Origin of the sequence: Novosphingobium sp., assembly GCF_030696665.1 — a bacterium.
Lineage (GTDB): Bacteria > Pseudomonadota > Alphaproteobacteria > Sphingomonadales > Sphingomonadaceae > Novosphingobium.
The window spans coordinates 204,830-221,674 of record NZ_JAUYRV010000028.1 but is presented as its reverse complement, the minus strand read 5'-3'; the positions used below and the strand labels follow the sequence as shown (position 1 = coordinate 221,674).

The 16,845-nt window shown below is 62.3% G+C and carries 16 protein-coding genes; 12 read left to right on the top strand and 4 right to left on the bottom strand.

Translation table 11 applies throughout. The annotated features are described in order from the left end of the window. Nucleotides 1-6 precede the first annotated feature (6 nt). Together Q8R81_RS07670 and Q8R81_RS07665 are read right to left on the bottom strand one after the other, a co-directional pair. A complete protein-coding gene (locus tag Q8R81_RS07670) occupies nt 7-915 on the bottom strand; it encodes a hypothetical protein (RefSeq protein ID WP_305616831.1) in 909 nt (302 codons plus the stop codon). A 3-nt stretch (nt 916-918) separates the two neighbouring features. Further along, nucleotides 919-3,447: a cyclic nucleotide-binding domain-containing protein gene (locus Q8R81_RS07665; protein WP_371135328.1), complete on the bottom strand. Its 2,529-nt coding sequence runs from the start codon at nt 3,445-3,447 to the stop codon at nt 919-921. Nucleotides 3,448-3,793: 346 nt separating this feature from the next. Here Q8R81_RS07665 and Q8R81_RS07660 point away from each other — a divergent pair, with 346 nt between their 5' ends. The 5 genes from Q8R81_RS07660 to Q8R81_RS07640 all read left to right on the top strand — a co-directional run bounded on the left by Q8R81_RS07660 (nt 3,794) and on the right by Q8R81_RS07640 (nt 8,206). Further along, nucleotides 3,794-4,789 carry a tetratricopeptide repeat protein gene (locus Q8R81_RS07660; RefSeq protein WP_305616829.1) on the top strand — a complete coding sequence of 332 codons (996 nt, stop codon included), beginning with the start codon at nt 3,794-3,796 and terminating at the stop codon, nt 4,787-4,789. A 329-nt stretch (nt 4,790-5,118) separates the two neighbouring features. Continuing rightward, nucleotides 5,119-5,820, top strand: a complete 702-nt coding sequence (ctrA, locus tag Q8R81_RS07655) for a response regulator transcription factor CtrA (protein WP_305616828.1) — start codon at nt 5,119-5,121, stop codon at nt 5,818-5,820. Between the two features lie 115 nt (nt 5,821-5,935). Beyond that, entirely contained in the window at nt 5,936-6,658 is a 723-nt protein-coding gene (locus tag Q8R81_RS07650) for a tRNA (guanosine(46)-N(7))-methyltransferase TrmB (protein ID WP_305616827.1), read from the top strand. 131 nt (nt 6,659-6,789) lie between these two features. Further along, on the top strand, nt 6,790-7,557 hold the full coding sequence (locus Q8R81_RS07645) for a sulfite exporter TauE/SafE family protein (RefSeq protein WP_305616826.1): 768 nt from the start codon (nt 6,790-6,792) through the stop codon (nt 7,555-7,557). A gap of 121 nt (nt 7,558-7,678) precedes the next feature. After that, nucleotides 7,679-8,206 (top strand): hypothetical protein, encoded by a 528-nt coding sequence (locus tag Q8R81_RS07640; protein ID WP_305616825.1) that lies wholly within the window; start codon nt 7,679-7,681, stop codon nt 8,204-8,206. Nucleotides 8,207-8,350: 144 nt separating this feature from the next. Here Q8R81_RS07640 and nadB read toward each other — a convergent pair whose 3' ends face one another. After that, the gene (gene nadB, locus Q8R81_RS07635; protein ID WP_305616824.1) at nt 8,351-9,958 is read right to left on the bottom strand and encodes an L-aspartate oxidase; all 1,608 of its coding nucleotides are present in this window, start codon (nt 9,956-9,958) and stop codon (nt 8,351-8,353) included. A 472-nt stretch (nt 9,959-10,430) separates the two neighbouring features. Continuing rightward, the gene (locus tag Q8R81_RS07630; RefSeq protein ID WP_305616823.1) at nt 10,431-11,390 is read right to left on the bottom strand and encodes an ABC transporter ATP-binding protein; all 960 of its coding nucleotides are present in this window, start codon (nt 11,388-11,390) and stop codon (nt 10,431-10,433) included. Between the two features lie 73 nt (nt 11,391-11,463). On the opposite strand from Q8R81_RS07630, the gene Q8R81_RS07625 reads away from it, so the two are divergent. The 7 genes from Q8R81_RS07625 (at nt 11,464) to Q8R81_RS07595 (ending at nt 16,829) form a co-directional block, all read left to right on the top strand. Continuing rightward, the gene (locus Q8R81_RS07625) at nt 11,464-11,664 is read left to right on the top strand and encodes a zinc-finger domain-containing protein (protein WP_305616822.1); all 201 of its coding nucleotides are present in this window, start codon (nt 11,464-11,466) and stop codon (nt 11,662-11,664) included. Between the two features lie 45 nt (nt 11,665-11,709). Beyond that, entirely contained in the window at nt 11,710-13,149 is a 1,440-nt protein-coding gene (tldD, locus tag Q8R81_RS07620; protein ID WP_305616862.1) for a metalloprotease TldD, read from the top strand. A 66-nt stretch (nt 13,150-13,215) separates the two neighbouring features. Beyond that, nucleotides 13,216-13,638, top strand: a complete 423-nt coding sequence (locus tag Q8R81_RS07615; protein WP_305616821.1) for a hypothetical protein — start codon at nt 13,216-13,218, stop codon at nt 13,636-13,638. 41 nt (nt 13,639-13,679) lie between these two features. Beyond that, nucleotides 13,680-14,192: a GNAT family N-acetyltransferase gene (locus tag Q8R81_RS07610; protein ID WP_305616820.1), complete on the top strand. Its 513-nt coding sequence runs from the start codon at nt 13,680-13,682 to the stop codon at nt 14,190-14,192. A gap of 70 nt (nt 14,193-14,262) precedes the next feature. Next, nucleotides 14,263-15,399 carry a flavodoxin-dependent (E)-4-hydroxy-3-methylbut-2-enyl-diphosphate synthase gene (gene ispG, locus Q8R81_RS07605; protein WP_305616819.1) on the top strand — a complete coding sequence of 379 codons (1,137 nt, stop codon included), beginning with the start codon at nt 14,263-14,265 and terminating at the stop codon, nt 15,397-15,399. Further along, a complete protein-coding gene (locus Q8R81_RS07600) occupies nt 15,400-16,305 on the top strand; it encodes an EamA family transporter (RefSeq protein ID WP_305616818.1) in 906 nt (301 codons plus the stop codon). It abuts the gene before it with no gap. Next, the gene (locus Q8R81_RS07595) at nt 16,302-16,829 is read left to right on the top strand and encodes a GNAT family N-acetyltransferase (RefSeq protein ID WP_305616817.1); all 528 of its coding nucleotides are present in this window, start codon (nt 16,302-16,304) and stop codon (nt 16,827-16,829) included. The genes Q8R81_RS07600 and Q8R81_RS07595 overlap by 4 nt, the downstream gene beginning before the upstream one ends. The last annotated feature ends 16 nt before the right edge of the window (nt 16,830-16,845 follow it).

The window sequence follows — 16,845 nt, the reverse complement described above, 5'->3', positions numbered from 1 at the left end:
GTTCGCTCACCAGTAGAAGAAGACGCTGACGACATGCGCAGAGAGCGCGGCGATCAACGCAAAAGTGACGGGGACGTGGATGTAGAGCCACGCTTGCAACCAGGACTTCAGCTTGAGATGCTGTCGCAACCGTTCGAGCATGGATTCCTTGCGCGTCAGCTGCGCATCGATCTTGCCGAGCAGGTCTTCCTTGGTGCGCTGGCGCGAGGCGCGGATTGCGCGGAGTTCGTTGATCGCATGGCGCGTGGCGCAATTGGGATAATTGCCGGTCACGCGGTTCCAGAAGCTGCCGCCGAACGGGTCTTGCTCAAGGCTTTGCCCCACCAGCACGGCAGCCTGCGCGTCGAGTGGCTGCGCCGCATCGTGGATCTGCCGGTCGAGCGAGCGCAGAGCCTCGATCATCTGCTTTTCCGTGATCGCGCCCTCTTCGTCATAGCGGTTGGCCGACAGCGCGCGGGGCAGCGTGGCATAGGCATAGATGCCAAAAATCCCCGATCCCACCACCAGCAGCATCAGCGCCCAGGCCAGCGTGTGGACGTTCCAGCCGAAGTAGAAGCCCGAATGCAGCGTGCCGACTACCGTGACCAGCAGGCCAAGATAGACATGCGCGCTGGTCCACGCCTTCAGGCTCCACCGCCCCGGCGTGATCGCGCGTTTGCGCATACCCAGCATGGTCAGCCACAGGATCAGCAACGCGCCGATGGTGCCCAAGGTATAACCCAGCCAGCTTGATCCGAAATGCGTGCCCGGCAGTGGCACGAAGATGTAGAGCAGGATCAAAGCCAGCGCGAGCGCGCCCGAAAGCTTGGCCCAGTACATGCGGTTGTGGGTCAGGAACCCTTCGTGCGTGTTCTGGCGCTTGCGTGAAGAGCCGGTCTTCTTGCCCGGCGCAGGCTTGTTTGCGGTCGATGCCATCGCTCAGGCCCCCTCGTTCTCAAGCCGGGCGACGGTCAGGAACTCGTCGGGCGATACGCGGATGGCGGCACCGGTGGGGCAGGCACGCACGCAGCTTGGCCCGCCTTCGATGCCTGAACACATATCGCACTTGATCGCCTTCTTGCGGTCAAGCGCTTCATCGATTGCCGGATCGCCGGTGTATTTGGTGTTCTTCTTCGACCATTTATAGGGCGGCTCGCCCGGTCCCGGCCCGGCACCAAAGAACAGCCACGAAAGCAGCGACGGCTTCTTCGGCGGCACCTTGTCCATGCGGATCACGCCGTAGGGGCAATTTCGCTGGCAATTGCCGCAGCCGATGCAGGTATCGTTGATCTTCACTTCGCCGTCCGGCCCGCGCTGAATCGCGTTGGGCGGGCAATCGGCCATGCAATGCGGGTGTTCGCAGTGGCGGCACGATGTCGGCACGTGGAGGTTGGCAAAACTCTTCCCGGCCTCGCGGTCCAGCCGCGAAAGCCCGTCATGGCTGTCGGCGCAGGCCTTTTCGCAGTTGTCGCAGCCCACGCACAGCCGTTCATCGATCAGCAGAACGTCGGTCGCCTCACCCAGCCCTTGTGAAACGAGGAACTTGGCCTGTTCTGAATAGAGATCGACGATCCCCGAGAACGTGTCCTTCTTTGTTTCGATGAAGGCATTCGTCGCGCGTCGCACTTCCATTTCCTTGCGCGCGCGGTCCAGCAGCGCAGGCTTGGCCGCCAGCACGCGGCGGAAGGCCTTGCCATCGATGCGGATGACTTCGCTCTTGATCGCGGCGCGCACCGTGGCAGTGCGGGTGCCGCCATCGATCACCGCCATTTCGCCCACATAGGAACCGGCGGGCAGGTAGGACAGGAACACCGGCTTTCCGCCGACTTCCTTTTCGACGATCATCGACCCGACACGAATCACATAGATGTCGCGGTCATCATCGCCTTCCTTGATGATCGCATCGCCTGCGCGCACCTGCACGATCTTCGATCCGTCGACCACTTCGATGATGTCCGCCGGAGTCAGGCCCGATCCGAACATCTGCAGGATCTGCCGCTCGGTAGAGATACGCTCGATCGCGCGCTTGGCGGTCGGCACCTGGCTTTGCAGTTTCAGCGCGGCGTTGCGGCTGATTTCGACGCAGACCGTTTCCTGTGCAGCCACAACGGTGGCGCCACGCTTGCGGCCGGAAATCAGGCCCACTTCGCCAAAGATCGATCCCGAAGAAATTGGCACGATCTTCGACGGATCCTTGGGATCGAGCCGCACGTTGACCCCGCCCGATGCGATGGCAAACAGCGACGAACCCGGATCATTCTTTTCGAAGATCACGTCGCCCGCCTTGTAGGCGCGCGCTTCGGAATCGAGCATGAATTCGCGCAGCTGCAGCGTGGTCATGCCTTCAAGGATTGCGACGTTCGCCCGCAGGAATTCCAGCCATTCGTTGACCGACCGCCTGCCCGGAAGGCCTGCGAACTTGGCCTCCAGCAGCGGCTCGTCCGCCGGTTTCAGCGCGGTGTTGCCGTTGATGAATTCAACAACGTCATAACCCTGATTCATGCAGTGCTTGATCAGCGGGTAGCCCGCCAGCGCACCGATCACGAAAATGCCCGGCGCGGTCGATTCGAACTGCGGCGACAGTGTCGGGAAGGCCAGCCGGTCGGCGCTGGCAAATTCGATACCGCACCCTTCAACGAAGGCGCGTGGCGGGGCAGACCCGATTCGCGCGATGATCCGGTCACACCGGATGCGCTCCTCGCCATCGCGCGTGGAAAGCGTGATCCAGCCCGGCTCTACTGATTTGGTCTCGGTCTCGTAACGGATCGCCAGCTTGCCCGCCGCATCATCTTCGATCAGCGCCTTGGCATTCGGCTCCTTGGCCGTGGCAAAGCTTTCGCGCACGTTGGTTGATTTCGGGCTGCGGTTCAGCACGGTCACCGTGTTGCCCTGCGCCTGATCCTCCACCAACCCGCGCGCATTCTCGATCCCGGCGTCGCCCGTGCCGATCACGATGATGTGCTGATCGAGCACGGCATAGGGATCATCGAGTTGATAGGTAACGTGCGGCAGATCGCCGCCGGGGCAGCGCATCAGGTTGGGGTTGCCCTGCGTGCCGATGGCCAGAACGACGTTTTCCGCCATCACCGTCTCACCATTGGTCAGCGTGATGGCATAGGGCGGGGCGTGGCGCTGCAGTTCGGTGGTGGTGGTCGATCCATCGCGCGCGCGGGAAACGATCTTCTGGACTGATCCGGCAATCGCCTCACCCGTGCCTTTGATCGCCTTCACATCGGCGTTGTACATCACATTGACGCCGAGTTCGGCCGTGCGTCCGTTCCACCGGTCCAGAATGTCTTCGCGCTTGCCAGCGTCGAATTCCTGATCGGACCGCAGGACCAGTTGCGATGGCGTGGCCATCACATGCTTGCCCTTCTGGTATTTGAAGATCGTGTCGGAAAGGTGGTCCGTCTTTTCCAGCAGCACATGGCTGAGGCCAAGCTGCGCCGCACGGCTGGCCGCGCTCATCCCCGCAGGGCCTGAACCAATGATTGCAACCTTGAAAATCTCGCCCACCGGTGTGCGTCCCCCGCATCGCCGACCGACGGCGCATGTCCCTGCGCCTGCCTGTCTCCCGTACCGATTTGCGACCCCTGTTGACTGACATTAACCGATGCACCGCGCATTGCCAGAAACAAATTGCAACCATGCCTCCTGCAGTCACACATTACTGCCACCCTTGTTGTTGCCGCAGGCCCCCACACGTTGTTGCAGCAACGCCTTGCGCGCTCCCCGTTCGGCGCGATATGCGCATGAAGACCGGAAGCCTTGCCCTCGCCCAAGGGGTGCAGTTGTGATCCGGCAGGAGTTGATGATGACCGAGCCGAAGCCAGCCCCTGAACCCCGCGATAAGGCGGACGGTTCATCGCGCCTTGGCCGGTTTGCCCTTATCGGTGCAGGGTTGATCGCACTTGGCGCAGGCGGCGTGGCGATGATGCGCGGGCCGGAGACGCCGCCCCCAGCGGTCGAACCGCCCCCCGCCGCGCCCAGCCAGCAGCCCTCGGTCGATGATGTGATTGCCAAGCTTGAGGCAAAGCTGGCGGAAAAGCCCGATGACGCCGAAGGCTGGCGTATGCTTGGCTGGTCCTATTTCCAGACCGAACGCTATGCAGAAGCGGCCACCGCCCTGAAAAAGGCGACCACGCTCGATCCCGAAAACGCACAGTCATGGTCATTTCTGGGCGAATCGCTGGTTCTGGCCAGCAAGGAAGAAGGCCGCATGCCGCGCGATGCGCGCGCCGCGTTCGACAAGGCGATCAAGCTTGATCCCAAAGATGCGCGCGCCCGCTATTTCCAGGCCGTGGCGATGGACCTGTCCGGGCGGCACCGTCAGGCGATCAACGCGTGGTTCGGCCTGCTCGAAGATACGCCCGCCGATGCGCCCTATGCCGAAGACATCCGTTCTGTGATCCGCGCGGTGGGGGAAAAGCACAAGATCGAGGTGGAAAAGCGGCTGGCCGAAGCACAGTTTGCCGCCCCCGCAGGCGGCGCAGTCACGGATGGGCCGCTCAAGGCTGCCGCCGGCATTCCCGGTCCCACGTCCGAACAGATGAAAGCCGCTGCCGGTCTGCCCAAGGGTCAGCAGGAAGCGATGATCCGGGGCATGGTCGATGGGCTTGAGGCAAAGCTTGACGCAAATCCGGCAAATGCCGACGGCTGGATCATGCTTTTGCGCAGCCGGATGCAACTGGGTGAGCCGAAAAAGGCCGCCGCATCTTTGCAAAAAGGCCTCACCGCCTTGCGCAATGACAGTGCAGGGGCACGCAAACTGCGTGAAGCGGCGTCGAGCCTGGGCATTGCAGGGGCCTGATTCGATAGGCGCGAATCGGCATTCGCTCGGATTTGGGTAGCTCTGCGTTAACCTGCCACCAATATGGATGAGATCGTTGCACCCCGGTGATTCATTCCGAGACTCTTGGAATCCCGAACTTTTCTGCCCCGTTCTGAATCACTTCGCCCCCGAACCGATTCATTTCCGCCCCTGTCGGTGGTTAACCGCGCGCTGAGTATCGGCCGCCTTTACAACAAATTAACCTTTCATGTTCATTCCTCCTATGGTTAATGGCGATCAACTCGAATTGAAGACGGGTTAATTGCCATCGGAAACCCTACTGGGGCATGGCAAACAAGGGGCGATCAATGCGTGTACTGCTGATCGAGGACGAACCGACCACGGCCAAGGCGATCGAGCTTATGCTCACGACCGAAGGCTTCAACGTCTATTCTACAGATCTTGGCGAAGAAGGCCTCGATCTGGGCAAGCTGTATGATTACGACATCATCCTGCTTGATCTCAACTTGCCGGACATGCACGGCTATGATGTGCTCAAGAAGTTGCGCGTCGCCAAAGTGCAAACCCCTGTCCTGATCCTTTCCGGCATTTCCGAAATGGATTCCAAGGTCCGCTCGTTCGGCTTCGGTGCCGACGATTACGTGACCAAGCCCTTCCACCGCGAAGAGCTGATTGCCCGCATCCACGCCGTGGTGCGCCGGTCAAAGGGCCACTCGCAGTCGGTCATCCGCACCGGCAAGCTTTCGGTCAATCTCGATGCCAAGACCGTCGAAGTTGACAGCGCCCGCGTGCATCTGACCGGCAAGGAATACGCGATGCTGGAACTGCTCAGCTTGCGCAAGGGCACCACGCTGACCAAGGAAATGTTCCTGAACCACCTTTATGGCGGGATGGACGAACCCGAACTCAAGATCATCGACGTGTTCATCTGCAAGCTGCGCAAGAAACTCGCACATGCCTGCGGTGGTGAAAACTACATCGAAACCGTCTGGGGACGCGGCTATGTGCTGCGCGACCCGGATGACATGAGCGCAACCGAAGCGGCCTGATTCTTCCCGGCCCTGATCGCGTCCCGATGAAACGGCCCGCCCTCCCCGGCGGGCCGTTTTCGTTTGTGCCCGTTTTCGTTGACGGTTCGCTTGGCTCCTGCCATCGGCGCGCCCTATGACTGCGTACAAATCCGGCGATCCCACCACGATCAACCGCCTCTATGGCCGCGCCAAGGGCAAGCCCTTGCGGCAGGGCCAGCAGGGCTTGGTCGATGACCTTCTGCCCAAGATTGCCATGCCTGCCGAAGGACCGATCACGGCAGAGGCACTGTTCGGTGAAGCCCGCCCGCTGCATTTCGAGATCGGCTTTGGCGGGGGTGAGCATATGGCCTTCCGCGCAGATATGCTCCCCGATCACGGCTTCATCGGGGCCGAACCGTTCCTCAACGGCGTGGCGCAGGCGCTCACGCACGTTTCCGGTGACAACGGCGCATCCACCCCGCTCGGCAACGTCCGCATCCATCACGGCGATGCACTGGAAGTGCTGCGCCGCATCCCCGATGGCGCACTGTCCTTCGTCTACCTGCTCCACCCCGATCCCTGGCCCAAGGCCCGCCATGCCAAACGCCGCATGATGAACGACGGCCCGCTGGATCTCATCGCCGCCAAGCTGCGCCCCGGCGGAGAGTTCCGCTTCGGCACCGATCACGACGTCTATCTGCGCCACGCGCTGATGGTCATGCGCCGCCACAAGCACCAGTTTGATTGGCTGGCCGGTGAGGCCAAGGACTTTCAGGTCCGCCCCGGCGGCTGGCCCGAAACCCGCTACGAACACAAGGCGCGCACTGTCTACGGCCACGAAGTCTGGTACTTCCGCTACCGCCGCAAAGCTGCGTAACGGCCCGCGCAACGGTTCGTCGCAAAAAACTCTCCCTTTATGGTAGAGTTTAAATTCTTCCTTTCCGGTAGAGATTCCCTCACGCTACCTCACTGCGCCGCCACGAGGCGGACAACAGGGTGGGATTCGCGATGGATTTTTTGGCTGGGTTTGATCTGAACGCGCTGCTGCCGTTCATCGCGATCGGCTTTGCCGCGCAGATGATCGATGGCGCGCTGGGCATGGCCTTCGGGGTTATCTCAAACACGCTGATGGTCGGCGTTCTGGGCATTCCCCCCGCGCTGGCCTCGCAGCGGGTACATATCGTCGAATGCTTCACCACCGCCACGTCAGGTGTGAGCCATCTGATCCACGGCAATATCGACAAGAAACTGTTCTTCCGCCTGCTGCTGCCCGGGATGGCAGGCGGTATTCTGGGAGCCTATGCGCTCACTTCGGTCGATGCCTCGGTGGTCAAACCGTGGGTGCTGCTCTATCTTTCGGGCATCGGCATCTACCTGCTCACGCGCGGCATTCTCTATCCGCCCAAGATCAAGGACGCCAAGCACGTCGCGCCGCTCGGCCTGATCGGCGGGTTCCTTGATGCTGCTGGCGGCGGCGGCTGGGGTCCGGTGGTTACGTCCAACCTGCTGATCCAGGGTGCCGATCCGCGCAAGGTTGTGGGCACGGTCAACACGGTCGAATTCTTCCTCACGCTGACCATTTCGGCCACGTTTATCTGGCAGATCGGTATAGCTGACCTTGCGGGCGCAACGCTCGGCTTCCTGATTGGCGGCGTGGCTGCGGCTCCGTTCGGGGCATGGGCGGCAAAGCACATCCCTGCCAAGGCCATGCTGATCATGGTGGGCATCGTGCTCACGCTGACCAGCCTCTACGGAGCCTACAGCGCGTTTTCATGACCGTTACCGCCGCGTGAGTGCTCACGCAGGCGGCAATGGTTACGCACCGTTAACCACGATCTGTCATTATCCTCCTGCCGCAAGGGTTGAATTCTCCACCGCGCGGCAGGAGGGCAAGACGATGGCTCGGTATGACGCAAGCGGCATGACCATTTCCGAAATGCGTGAATTCGCCAGCTTCGCAGCCTGCGAACAGCGCTACATCCGCCGCAGTCTGGACATCGCGCTGGGCCGGGGCGATGCACAGCAGCGTTGGGCACGCACGGGCGATGAAGTCATGTCGATCTGCCAGCAGGCCGCGCTCTATGCCGAAATCCCGATGCTCCGCCAGTTGCTGCCCCACGTCGAAGGGCTGGACACGCTCGAACCCTTCATGGGACCGCTGATCCGCCTCTCCGCCTTCGATCTGGCGCAAGGCCGCATCACCGGCTTTTCGGCCTACCGCTTCCTCTACGAACGCCTGCTCGGAGCCGACGCACGTCCCTGGCTGCCCGGTGCCTTCTGCGGAGCCGCTGCGCTGCCGATGATCCGGCCTGACCGCCGCCGCCACCTGCTCCAGTCCATCAGCGAAGCCGCCGCCACTGCGCACGGCTGGTCCACACGCCCGCCGGTGTTCTACCCTGAATTCGTGGAAGCCGAAGCCGCGTAGTTTGCTGAGCCCAAACTGACGTTCCTGACGCGGCACCGGCCCGCTCCCCCGCCCGACCACCCAACATTAGTACCCTATGGGTGGTCGGGCGGGGGAGCGGGCCGGTGCCGCGTCAGGAACGCCAAAGGCGTTCCGGTCCAGACATCAAGGCACCAGCACGGTGTCTTTCGCCTCAGTATCGGTCTGCGGATAGTCCAGCGTATAGTGCAATCCCCGGCTCTCATGCCGCGCGCGCGCTGATCGCACGATCAGTTCGGCGCTCTGCAACAGATTGCGCAGTTCGATCAGGTCCGTGGTCACACGGAAGTGCCCGTAATAGTCGGCCACCTCGTCAGTCAGCATGGCGATGCGGTGCGCCGCCCGTTCCAGCCGCTTGTCAGTCCGCACGATCCCCACATAGTTCCACATGAAGCGGCGGATTTCGGTCCAGTTCTGTTTGATCACCACTTCCTCATCGGAATCGGTAACCCGGCTTTCGTCCCAGCCGCGCACGGCGGGCGGCGCATCGAAACTGTCCCAGCGCCGCAGAATATCACGCGCCGCCGCATCGCCGAACACAAAGCATTCCAGCAGCGAATTGGACGCAAGCCGGTTCGCCCCGTGCAGCCCGCTCTCGGTGCATTCCCCGGCGGCATAAAGCCCCGGCAGATCGGTCCGCCCGTCCAGATCGATCAGCACCCCGCCACAGGTATAATGCTGCGCGGGCACCACGGGGATCGGGCCGGTGGTCATGTCGATCCCGAGGCCCATCAGCTTTTCATAGATATTGGGGAAATGCCCCCGCACAAAGTCCGGCGGCATATGGCTGATGTCCAGATGCACGTAATCAAGTCCGAACTTCTTGATTTCGGCATCAATCGCACGCGCCACCACATCGCGCGGGGCCAGTTCCATGCGCTCTGCATCATACCGTGTCATAAAGCGCTTGCCGGTGCGCGGATTGATCAGCCGCCCACCCTCGCCGCGCACCGCCTCGGTAATCAGGAAGTTCTTGACCTCAAGATGGTAAAGGCACGTCGGGTGGAACTGCATCATCTCCATGTTGGAAACGCGCGCCCCTGCCCGCCACGCCATCGCAATGCCATCGCCCGTCGCGCCGCGCGGCGCAGTGCTGAACTGGTAGACGCGGCCTGCCCCGCCAGTGGCAAGGATCGTGGCGCGCGCGGTATGCGCCGCCACCTTGCCGCTCGCCTCGTCCAGCGCATAAACGCCCCACACCCGGCCTGACCCGGAATAGCGTGCCGCTTCATGCCGCCCGGTAATCAGGTCGATGCAGGTCTGTCCCGGCAGCAATGTGATATTCGGGTGCTCACGCGCAGCCTTCAGCAACGCCTGTTGCACTGCCGCCCCGGTGGCATCGTCAACATGCACGATGCGCCGGTGCGAATGCCCGCCCTCGCGCGTCAGGTGCAGCGATCCCGCCTCGGCATTGAACGGCACGCCCAGCTCTTCCAGCCGGTGGATTGCTTGCGGCGCGTTCTCGACCACGAATTCCACCGTTTCGCGCCGGTTAAGACCTGCGCCTGCGATCATCGTGTCGCGGATGTGATCGTCAAAAGTATCGCCCGCATCGAGCACGGCGGCGATCCCGCCCTGCGCCCAATTGGTCGATCCGCCATCCAGCCCGCCCTTGGCCAGCACCAGCACGCGGCATTTTTCGGCCAGCACCAGCGCGGCGGTCAGCCCCGCCGCGCCCGAACCGATGATCAGGACGTCATAGCCCGCCTCTTCTGGCCCCGGAGTCTCGTTCACTGTTCCGTCCGTCCTTTCGCCGCGCAAAAGGCAGGCTGCTTTGGCCCGCTTGCTTTGGCCCTAGCGGTTGCCCGGCAAAGTGGAAAGTGCGGCGCTATGCCCACAAGGACCGCCCGTCACATTTTGCGCATAGAAAGTGCAGGCCAATTTTAATCCATGTTAACAACGCTGCACCTGTTCTTCGCAGCCGCAGCATGATAAGTATTATCACTTACAAACCACCTGCTCGAACGGAGGGCCAATGCTCGGCTCAAGACTATTGTGTCTGTTCAACCGGCATCGTCCGGCGCGGGAGACCGTTGCATGGAACGGTCATGCTTTCGTCGGGAAGTGCAAGCGTTGCGACGCTGAAATCCGTCGGCGCGATGAGGGTGGCTGGCGTCGCCAGACTGCGACTGAAGAGCCAATCTTCAAGGTGCAATAAGCGCTTGCAGCACCAATCAAGCCTTCAACACGCGCGCAAGGTCAGCTCTCAAGCGGTCTCGCGCGGCTGGCTGGTCAGCGTCACGAACACGTCCTCAAGGTCAGCCTCGCGGGTTGAAACGTCGACAATGGCATAGCCCTGCCCCTGCACCAGGCTCATCACTTCGCCTGCGGTCATCTTGTCCTTGTCATATCCGATCTCAACCTGCCGCTCGCCCGAAACAATGCTCTTCAGGAACACCGGATGTTGCGGCGCAACATCGACATCGCGGTCCAGCGTCAGCACCACGATTTTCTCGCGCGCCATGTCTACCAACTCGCGCGTCGGCTTGTTCGCGATCAGCTTGCCGTGGTTGATGATGGCGATGCGGTCACAAAGTTCTTCCGCTTCCTCAAGGTAATGCGTGGTCAGCACCACGGTCACCCCGTCGCGGTTCATCTCGCCCACCAGTTCCCACAGTTGCCGCCGCAGTTCCACGTCCACGCCTGCGGTCGGCTCGTCCAGCACCAGCACCGGCGGGGCATGGACCATTGCCTTGGCAATCAGCAGACGCCGCTTCATCCCGCCCGAAAGTGATCGGGCATAGGCATCGGCCTTGTCGGAAAGATGCACCGCGCGCAGCAGTTCCATCGTGCGCCGCATCGATTTGGGCACGCCGTAAAGGCCCGCCTGAATCTCCAGCACTTCGGCAGGGGTAAAGAACGGATCGAACACGATTTCCTGCGGCACGATGCCGATGGACGCCTTGGCGTTGCGCACATCGCGGTCAATATCGTGGCCCCAGATCTCCACTGTGCCCGACGTTTTCATGACAAGACCCGCCAGGGTATTGATCAGCGTCGATTTTCCCGCGCCGTTCGGCCCCAGAAGCCCGAATATCTGCCCCTGCGGCACATCAAAGCTCACGCCATCCAGCGCCAGCTTGCCAGCAGATTTTCCAGTGGGCGCATAGCGCTTTACCAGATCTTTGATACGGATGGCGGGGGCGGGATTTTCAGCGGAAGACATGCCCCGCTGCCTGCACCACCACGCGCCAAAACGCAATTGTCTGAACGCCGCAGATTTGCTAGCCGCTTGCCCCATGATGCAGGCACCAGAAACCGTTCTTACCGATCACCACCGCGTCAAATGCGATGGCGCTTCCGATATTCGGGGCGGCGTGGCACTCGGCCACCCCCGCGTCTGGCTCGAAATTGACGAGCGCGGTTATGTCGAATGCGGCTATTGCGACAAGCGCTTCGTGCTCAAGGGCGGCCCGGCGGATACTGCACAGGCTGCCTGAACAGGCCGCTATGGCCTTTGCTGGATGAGCGCTTATATCGGTGCCATGACCGATATCGACACCCGCTCGCTGCTCTACCGCTCCGGCCTGCTCACGCCCGCTGAAGCGCAGACCCTCACCGCCAACGCGCTGAAATCATGCGACGATGGTGAGCTTTACCTGCAGTTCATCGCCAGCGAGAGCTTCGGCTTCGATGACGGTCGCCTGAAGACCGCCGATTATTCGCGCGATGCCGGGTTCGGCCTGCGCGGCGTTTCGGGTGAGATGACCGGCTTTGCCCACGCCAACGAGATTTCCGCCGCCGCCATCGCGCGGGCCGGGGAAACGCTCAAGCTGCTCGATCCGGCGCAGGGCCAGCCCGCACCCGCCCCGCGCAACAGCAACCGCCACCTCTATACCGAAGCCTCACCGCTCGATGCGGTGCCGTTCGAGGCCAAGGTCAAGCTGCTCGAATCGATCGACGCCGCCGCCCGCGCCCGCGATCCGCGCGTGGCGCAAGTCTCGGCCTCGCTGGCGGCATCGTGGTCGGTGGTGGAAATCGTCCGCGCCGATGGCTTCGTCGCGCATGATGTGCGCCCGCTGGTCCGGCTCAACGTGTCCATCGTGGCAGAACAGAACGGGCGGCGCGAAACCGGCTCGTTCGGCATCGGCGGCCGCCGCCTTTATGACGATCTGTTCGCGCCCGAAACCTGGAACCGCGCGATTGACGAGGCGCTGGCGCAGGCGCTGGTGAACCTCGAATCGGTTGCCGCTCCGGCGGGCGAAATGACCGTCCTGCTCGGCCCCGGCTGGCCCGGCGTGCTGCTGCACGAAGCGGTCGGCCACGGGCTGGAAGGCGATTTCAACCGCAAGGGCACCAGCGCCTTTTCAGGCCGCATTGGTGAACGCGTGGCCGCGCCGGGCGTCACCGTGGTCGATGATGGCACCTTGCTCGGCGTAAACGGTCAAGGCCGTCGCGGTTCGCTCTCCATCGACGATGAAGGCACGCCCACGCAGGAAAACGTGCTGATCGAAGACGGCATCCTCAAGGGCTATATCCATGACCGGTTGAACGCGCGGCTGATGGGCGTGGCTCCCACCGGCAACGGACGGCGTGAAAACTTTGCCCACGCCCCGATGCCGCGCATGACCAACACCTTCATGCGCGCCGGGAACGATGATCCCGCCGAACTGCTCAGCCGCGTCAAGAACGGCATCTTCGCCAAATCCTTCGGCGGCGGGCAGGTAGACATCACCAGCGGCAAGTTCGTGTTCTCCTGCACCGAGGCCTATCGCATCGAAAACGGCAAGCTGGGCGCCCCCATCAAGGGCGCCACGCTGATCGGCGACGGTCCCACCTGCCTCACCAAAGTCACCGGCATCGGCAACGATCTGGCGATTGACGAAGGCGTGGGCGTTTGCGGCAAAGGCGGGCAAAGCGTGCCTGCAGGCGTTGGCCAGCCGACTTTGCTGGTCGAAGGGCTGACGGTGGGCGGCACCGGCTGATTTTTCAGCGCTGGTTCAGCCGAATCGGCGCATCGATCACAGATCGAACGAAAGGAAGTGCCAGTCATGATGAAAACCGCCAGCACCATCGCTGCGGCACTGGCCGCCGGATCGCTACTCCTTGTCGGAGTCGCCGCCGACGCCAAGCCGCGTCTTACCCCCGAACAACAGCTTGAAAAGTCGCTGGAAGGCCGCGTCGCCGGGGAACCGGTCAGCTGCATCTACCTCCCCCGCGTCAACACCACGCGCATCTACGACAAGACCGCGATTGCTTATGAAGCGGGCAACACGATCTGGGTTAATCGCCCGGAATCAGGTGCTTCCTCGTTGGATGACAGCAACATCATGGTCACCACGCCGTGGGGATCGCAACTGTGCAATGTCGATATCGTGCGCATGATCGATCGCAATGTCGGCTTCTGGCGCGGCTCGGTCGGCCTCGGCCAGTTTGTGCCTTATACCAAGGTGAAGGCGCAAAAGGCGGGCTGACGGGGTTGGAATTGCCCACATTGGCGGTGTAAGGCGGAGCCATGACGCTCCGCACTGCTGCTCCCGCCGATGTCCCCGCCCTGTCCGATCTTGGCCGCCGCGCCTTCATCGCCAAGTTTGGGCATCTGTATAGTGCTGAAAACCTTGCGCAATTCCTTGACGATTCGCACTCGGAAGCGACGGTAACGGCGCAACTCGCCAATCCCGAAATGCAAATCGCGGTGATCGAGGAAGACGGCAAACTCGCCAGCTTCTGCAAGATCGTGCGCACCAGCACCTTGCCCGCCCACACCGCCGCCAAATCTCCGATGGAGTTGAAGCAGCTCTACACCGACCCCGACCTGATCGGACGCGGCCACGGCGCGCGGTTGATGGATTGGGCGTTGGCGGAGGCGCGCGGGTGGCAGGCCGATGAAATGCAGCTTTCGGTCTATGCGCACAATCCGGAAGCCCAGCGATTCTACCGGCGCTACGGATTGGAGAAAGTCGCCGAGATTACATTCGCGGTTGGCGACCATATTGACCCCGAATTCATGTTCGCAGGGCCACTTTAAACGCACTTAGGTGCTGCTAGGTGCATCTAGGTGCCTTTCAGGATTCACGGTTAGCGCCTATAGCAGGGCCATGTCCTCAATCCGTCCCTGGCGCGATATCGCGCGTCGCAAGAGCCGCCAGATCATGGTTGGCGCGGTTCCCGTTGGCGGCGATGCGCCGATCACCGTACAGACCATGACCAACACCCTCACGTCCGACCCGGTCGCCACGATCAACCAGATCCGCCGGTGCGAGGATGCAGGCGCTGACCTGATTCGCGTGTCCTGCCCCGATGTTGAAAGCACGGCGGCGCTAGGCAAGATCGTGAAGGCAGCGCGCATCCCGATCATCGCGGACATCCATTTCCACTACAAACGCGCGCTTGAAGCCGCCGATGCTGGCGCGGCGTGCCTTCGCATCAATCCCGGCAACATCGGCAGCAGCGACCGCGTGGCCGAAGTGGTCCGCGCCGCCAAGGCCAACGGCTGCGCCATTCGCATCGGCGTGAACGCGGGCAGCCTTGAAAAAGACCTGCTGGAAAAGTACGGCGAGCCTTGCCCTGAAGCCTTGGTGGAGAGCGCGCTCGACCATATCAAGCTGCTGCAGGACCACGATTTTCACGAATACAAGGTGGCAGTCAAAGCCTCCGACGTGTTCCTCGCCGTCGCGGCCTACATGGGCCTTGCCGACGCAGTCGATTGCCCGCTGCACCTTGGCATTACCGAGGCAGGCGGACTGATCGGCGGGACGGTCAAATCTTCCATCGGCATCGGCAACCTGCTTTGGGCAGGCATCGGCGACACCGTCCGCGTCTCGCTTTCGGCCGAACCGGAAGAGGAAGTGCGCGTCGGCTTCGAAATCCTGAAATCGCTGGGCCTGCGCACGCGCGGCGTTCGCGTGGTTTCCTGCCCAAGCTGCGCACGGCAGGGCTTTGACGTGATCCGCACCGTGGAGGCGCTCGAAAGCCGCCTTTCCCACATCAAGACCCCGCTTTCGCTCTCGGTCCTCGGCTGCGTGGTCAACGGCCCCGGCGAAGCGCGCGAAACCGACATCGGTTTGACCGGCGGCGGCAACGGCAAGCACATGGTCTACCTTTCAGGCGTGACCGACCACACCGTGCAGTCCGAAGAAATGTTGGAACACATCGTGGCGCTGGTGGAAAAGAAGGCCGCCGAGATGGAAGCGGCGACGAGTGATGCGGGGAACGTGACCGAGGCAGCGGAATAATTGGCTGAACGGCAGGGGCTTCCCGCCCTTCACATCACGCTTGCCATCGCCATCATGGCGGTGTGGGGTAGCAACTTCACCGTGATCAAGCTGGGTCTGGCGCACCTTCCGCCATTGACCTTTGCGCTGCTGCGCTTTGTTTTCGTTGCCTTTCCGCTGATCTTTTTCCTGCCGCGCCCCAAGGTTTCATGGGGCAACCTTGCTGCCTATGGCCTGCTGATCGGTGCCGGGCAGTTCGGGCTGCTGTTCACCGCAATGCGGGCCGACATCACGCCCGGTATCGCCAGCCTGATCCTGCAAATGCAGGTGTTTTTCACCATCGGCCTGTCAATGTGGCTGACCGCCGAACGGCTCGCCAAAGCGCAGGTCATCGCACTGCTGCTGGCCAGTGCAGGCCTTGTGATCATCCTTGCCCACACCGACGGAAGCGCCACGCCGCTGGGCCTTGGCCTGTGCATTACGGCTGCGTTTTCGTGGGGTTGCGGGAATATCGTGGCGCGCAACGCGGTGCGTGCCGATCCGACCTTGAACATGCTGGCCTATGTCGTTTGGGCAGCGATCTTTGCCGCACCGCCCCTGCTGGTCTTCGCGCTGGTGCTGGAGGGTCCGCAGGCAATGCTATCGGGCATCGCGGCGGCCGATGCGGCAACCTGGGGCGCGGTGGCATGGCAATCGGTGGGCAACACCATGTTCGGCTATGCCGCATGGGGCTGGCTGCTGGGCAAGCATCCCGCCGCGCAAGTGGCACCGATGGCGCTGATGGTGCCGGTGTTCGGGCTGGCAACGTCGGCGCTGGCGTTGGGCGAACCGGTGCAAGGGTGGAAGATTGGAGCCTTCGCGCTGGTGATGTCAGGGCTGGCGCTGGGGATGCTTTTCCCGCTGATAAGACAGAGGTTTTCGCGATGACGCTTTCCATCCGCCCCGCCATTGCCGACGATGTGCCCCTGATCGCCAGCCTGATCCGTGCGCTGGCTGAGTATGAGAAGCTGGCCCACGAAGTGCGGTTCGATGAAGCCGTGCTGCGCGAAAAGCTTTTCGGCCAGAATAACGGTCATGGGCCCTATGCTGAAGTGGTGATTGGTGAGGTTGAGGGCGTGGCGCAGGGGTTTGCCTTGTTCTTCCACAATTTCTCGACCTTCGAAGGCAAGCCGGGGATCTATCTGGAAGACCTGTTCGTGCAGCCAGAGGCACGCGGATCAGGTCTTGGCAAGGCGCTGCTTTCACACCTTGCCGCGCTGGCGGTGGAGCGGGATTGTGCGCGGCTGGAATGGTCGGTGCTCGATTGGAACGAGCCTGCCATCGGGTTCTACAAATCCCTCGGCGCACGGTTCATGGATGAGTGGACGGTGATGCGCGTGGATGGACCCGCTTTGGTCCGCCTTGGGGCCCAGCTTGGCGCGCAGGCTGGAAATTCTGGCGCAATTGGGTAGACTGCCCGCTGTTCAC

Excerpts from the sequence above, each read along its gene's own strand:
- Q8R81_RS07670 (WP_305616831.1), bottom strand. The coding sequence starts at position 915 with ATGGCATCGACCGCAAACAAGCCTGCGCCGGGCAAGAAGACCGGCTCT.
- Q8R81_RS07665 (WP_371135328.1), bottom strand. The coding sequence starts at position 3,447 with ATGAGCGCGGCCAGCCGTGCGGCGCAGCTTGGCCTCAGCCATGTGCTG.
- Q8R81_RS07660 (WP_305616829.1), top strand. The coding sequence starts at position 3,794 with ATGACCGAGCCGAAGCCAGCCCCTGAACCCCGCGATAAGGCGGACGGT.
- ctrA (WP_305616828.1), top strand. The coding sequence starts at position 5,119 with ATGCGTGTACTGCTGATCGAGGACGAACCGACCACGGCCAAGGCGATC.
- Q8R81_RS07650 (WP_305616827.1), top strand. The coding sequence starts at position 5,936 with ATGACTGCGTACAAATCCGGCGATCCCACCACGATCAACCGCCTCTAT.
- Q8R81_RS07645 (WP_305616826.1), top strand. The coding sequence starts at position 6,790 with ATGGATTTTTTGGCTGGGTTTGATCTGAACGCGCTGCTGCCGTTCATC.
- Q8R81_RS07640 (WP_305616825.1), top strand. The coding sequence starts at position 7,679 with ATGGCTCGGTATGACGCAAGCGGCATGACCATTTCCGAAATGCGTGAA.
- Q8R81_RS07630 (WP_305616823.1), bottom strand. The coding sequence starts at position 11,390 with ATGTCTTCCGCTGAAAATCCCGCCCCCGCCATCCGTATCAAAGATCTG.
- Q8R81_RS07625 (WP_305616822.1), top strand. The coding sequence starts at position 11,464 with ATGATGCAGGCACCAGAAACCGTTCTTACCGATCACCACCGCGTCAAA.
- tldD (WP_305616862.1), top strand. The coding sequence starts at position 11,710 with ATGACCGATATCGACACCCGCTCGCTGCTCTACCGCTCCGGCCTGCTC.
- Q8R81_RS07615 (WP_305616821.1), top strand. The coding sequence starts at position 13,216 with ATGATGAAAACCGCCAGCACCATCGCTGCGGCACTGGCCGCCGGATCG.
- Q8R81_RS07610 (WP_305616820.1), top strand. The coding sequence starts at position 13,680 with ATGACGCTCCGCACTGCTGCTCCCGCCGATGTCCCCGCCCTGTCCGAT.
- ispG (WP_305616819.1), top strand. The coding sequence starts at position 14,263 with ATGTCCTCAATCCGTCCCTGGCGCGATATCGCGCGTCGCAAGAGCCGC.
- Q8R81_RS07595 (WP_305616817.1), top strand. The coding sequence starts at position 16,302 with ATGACGCTTTCCATCCGCCCCGCCATTGCCGACGATGTGCCCCTGATC.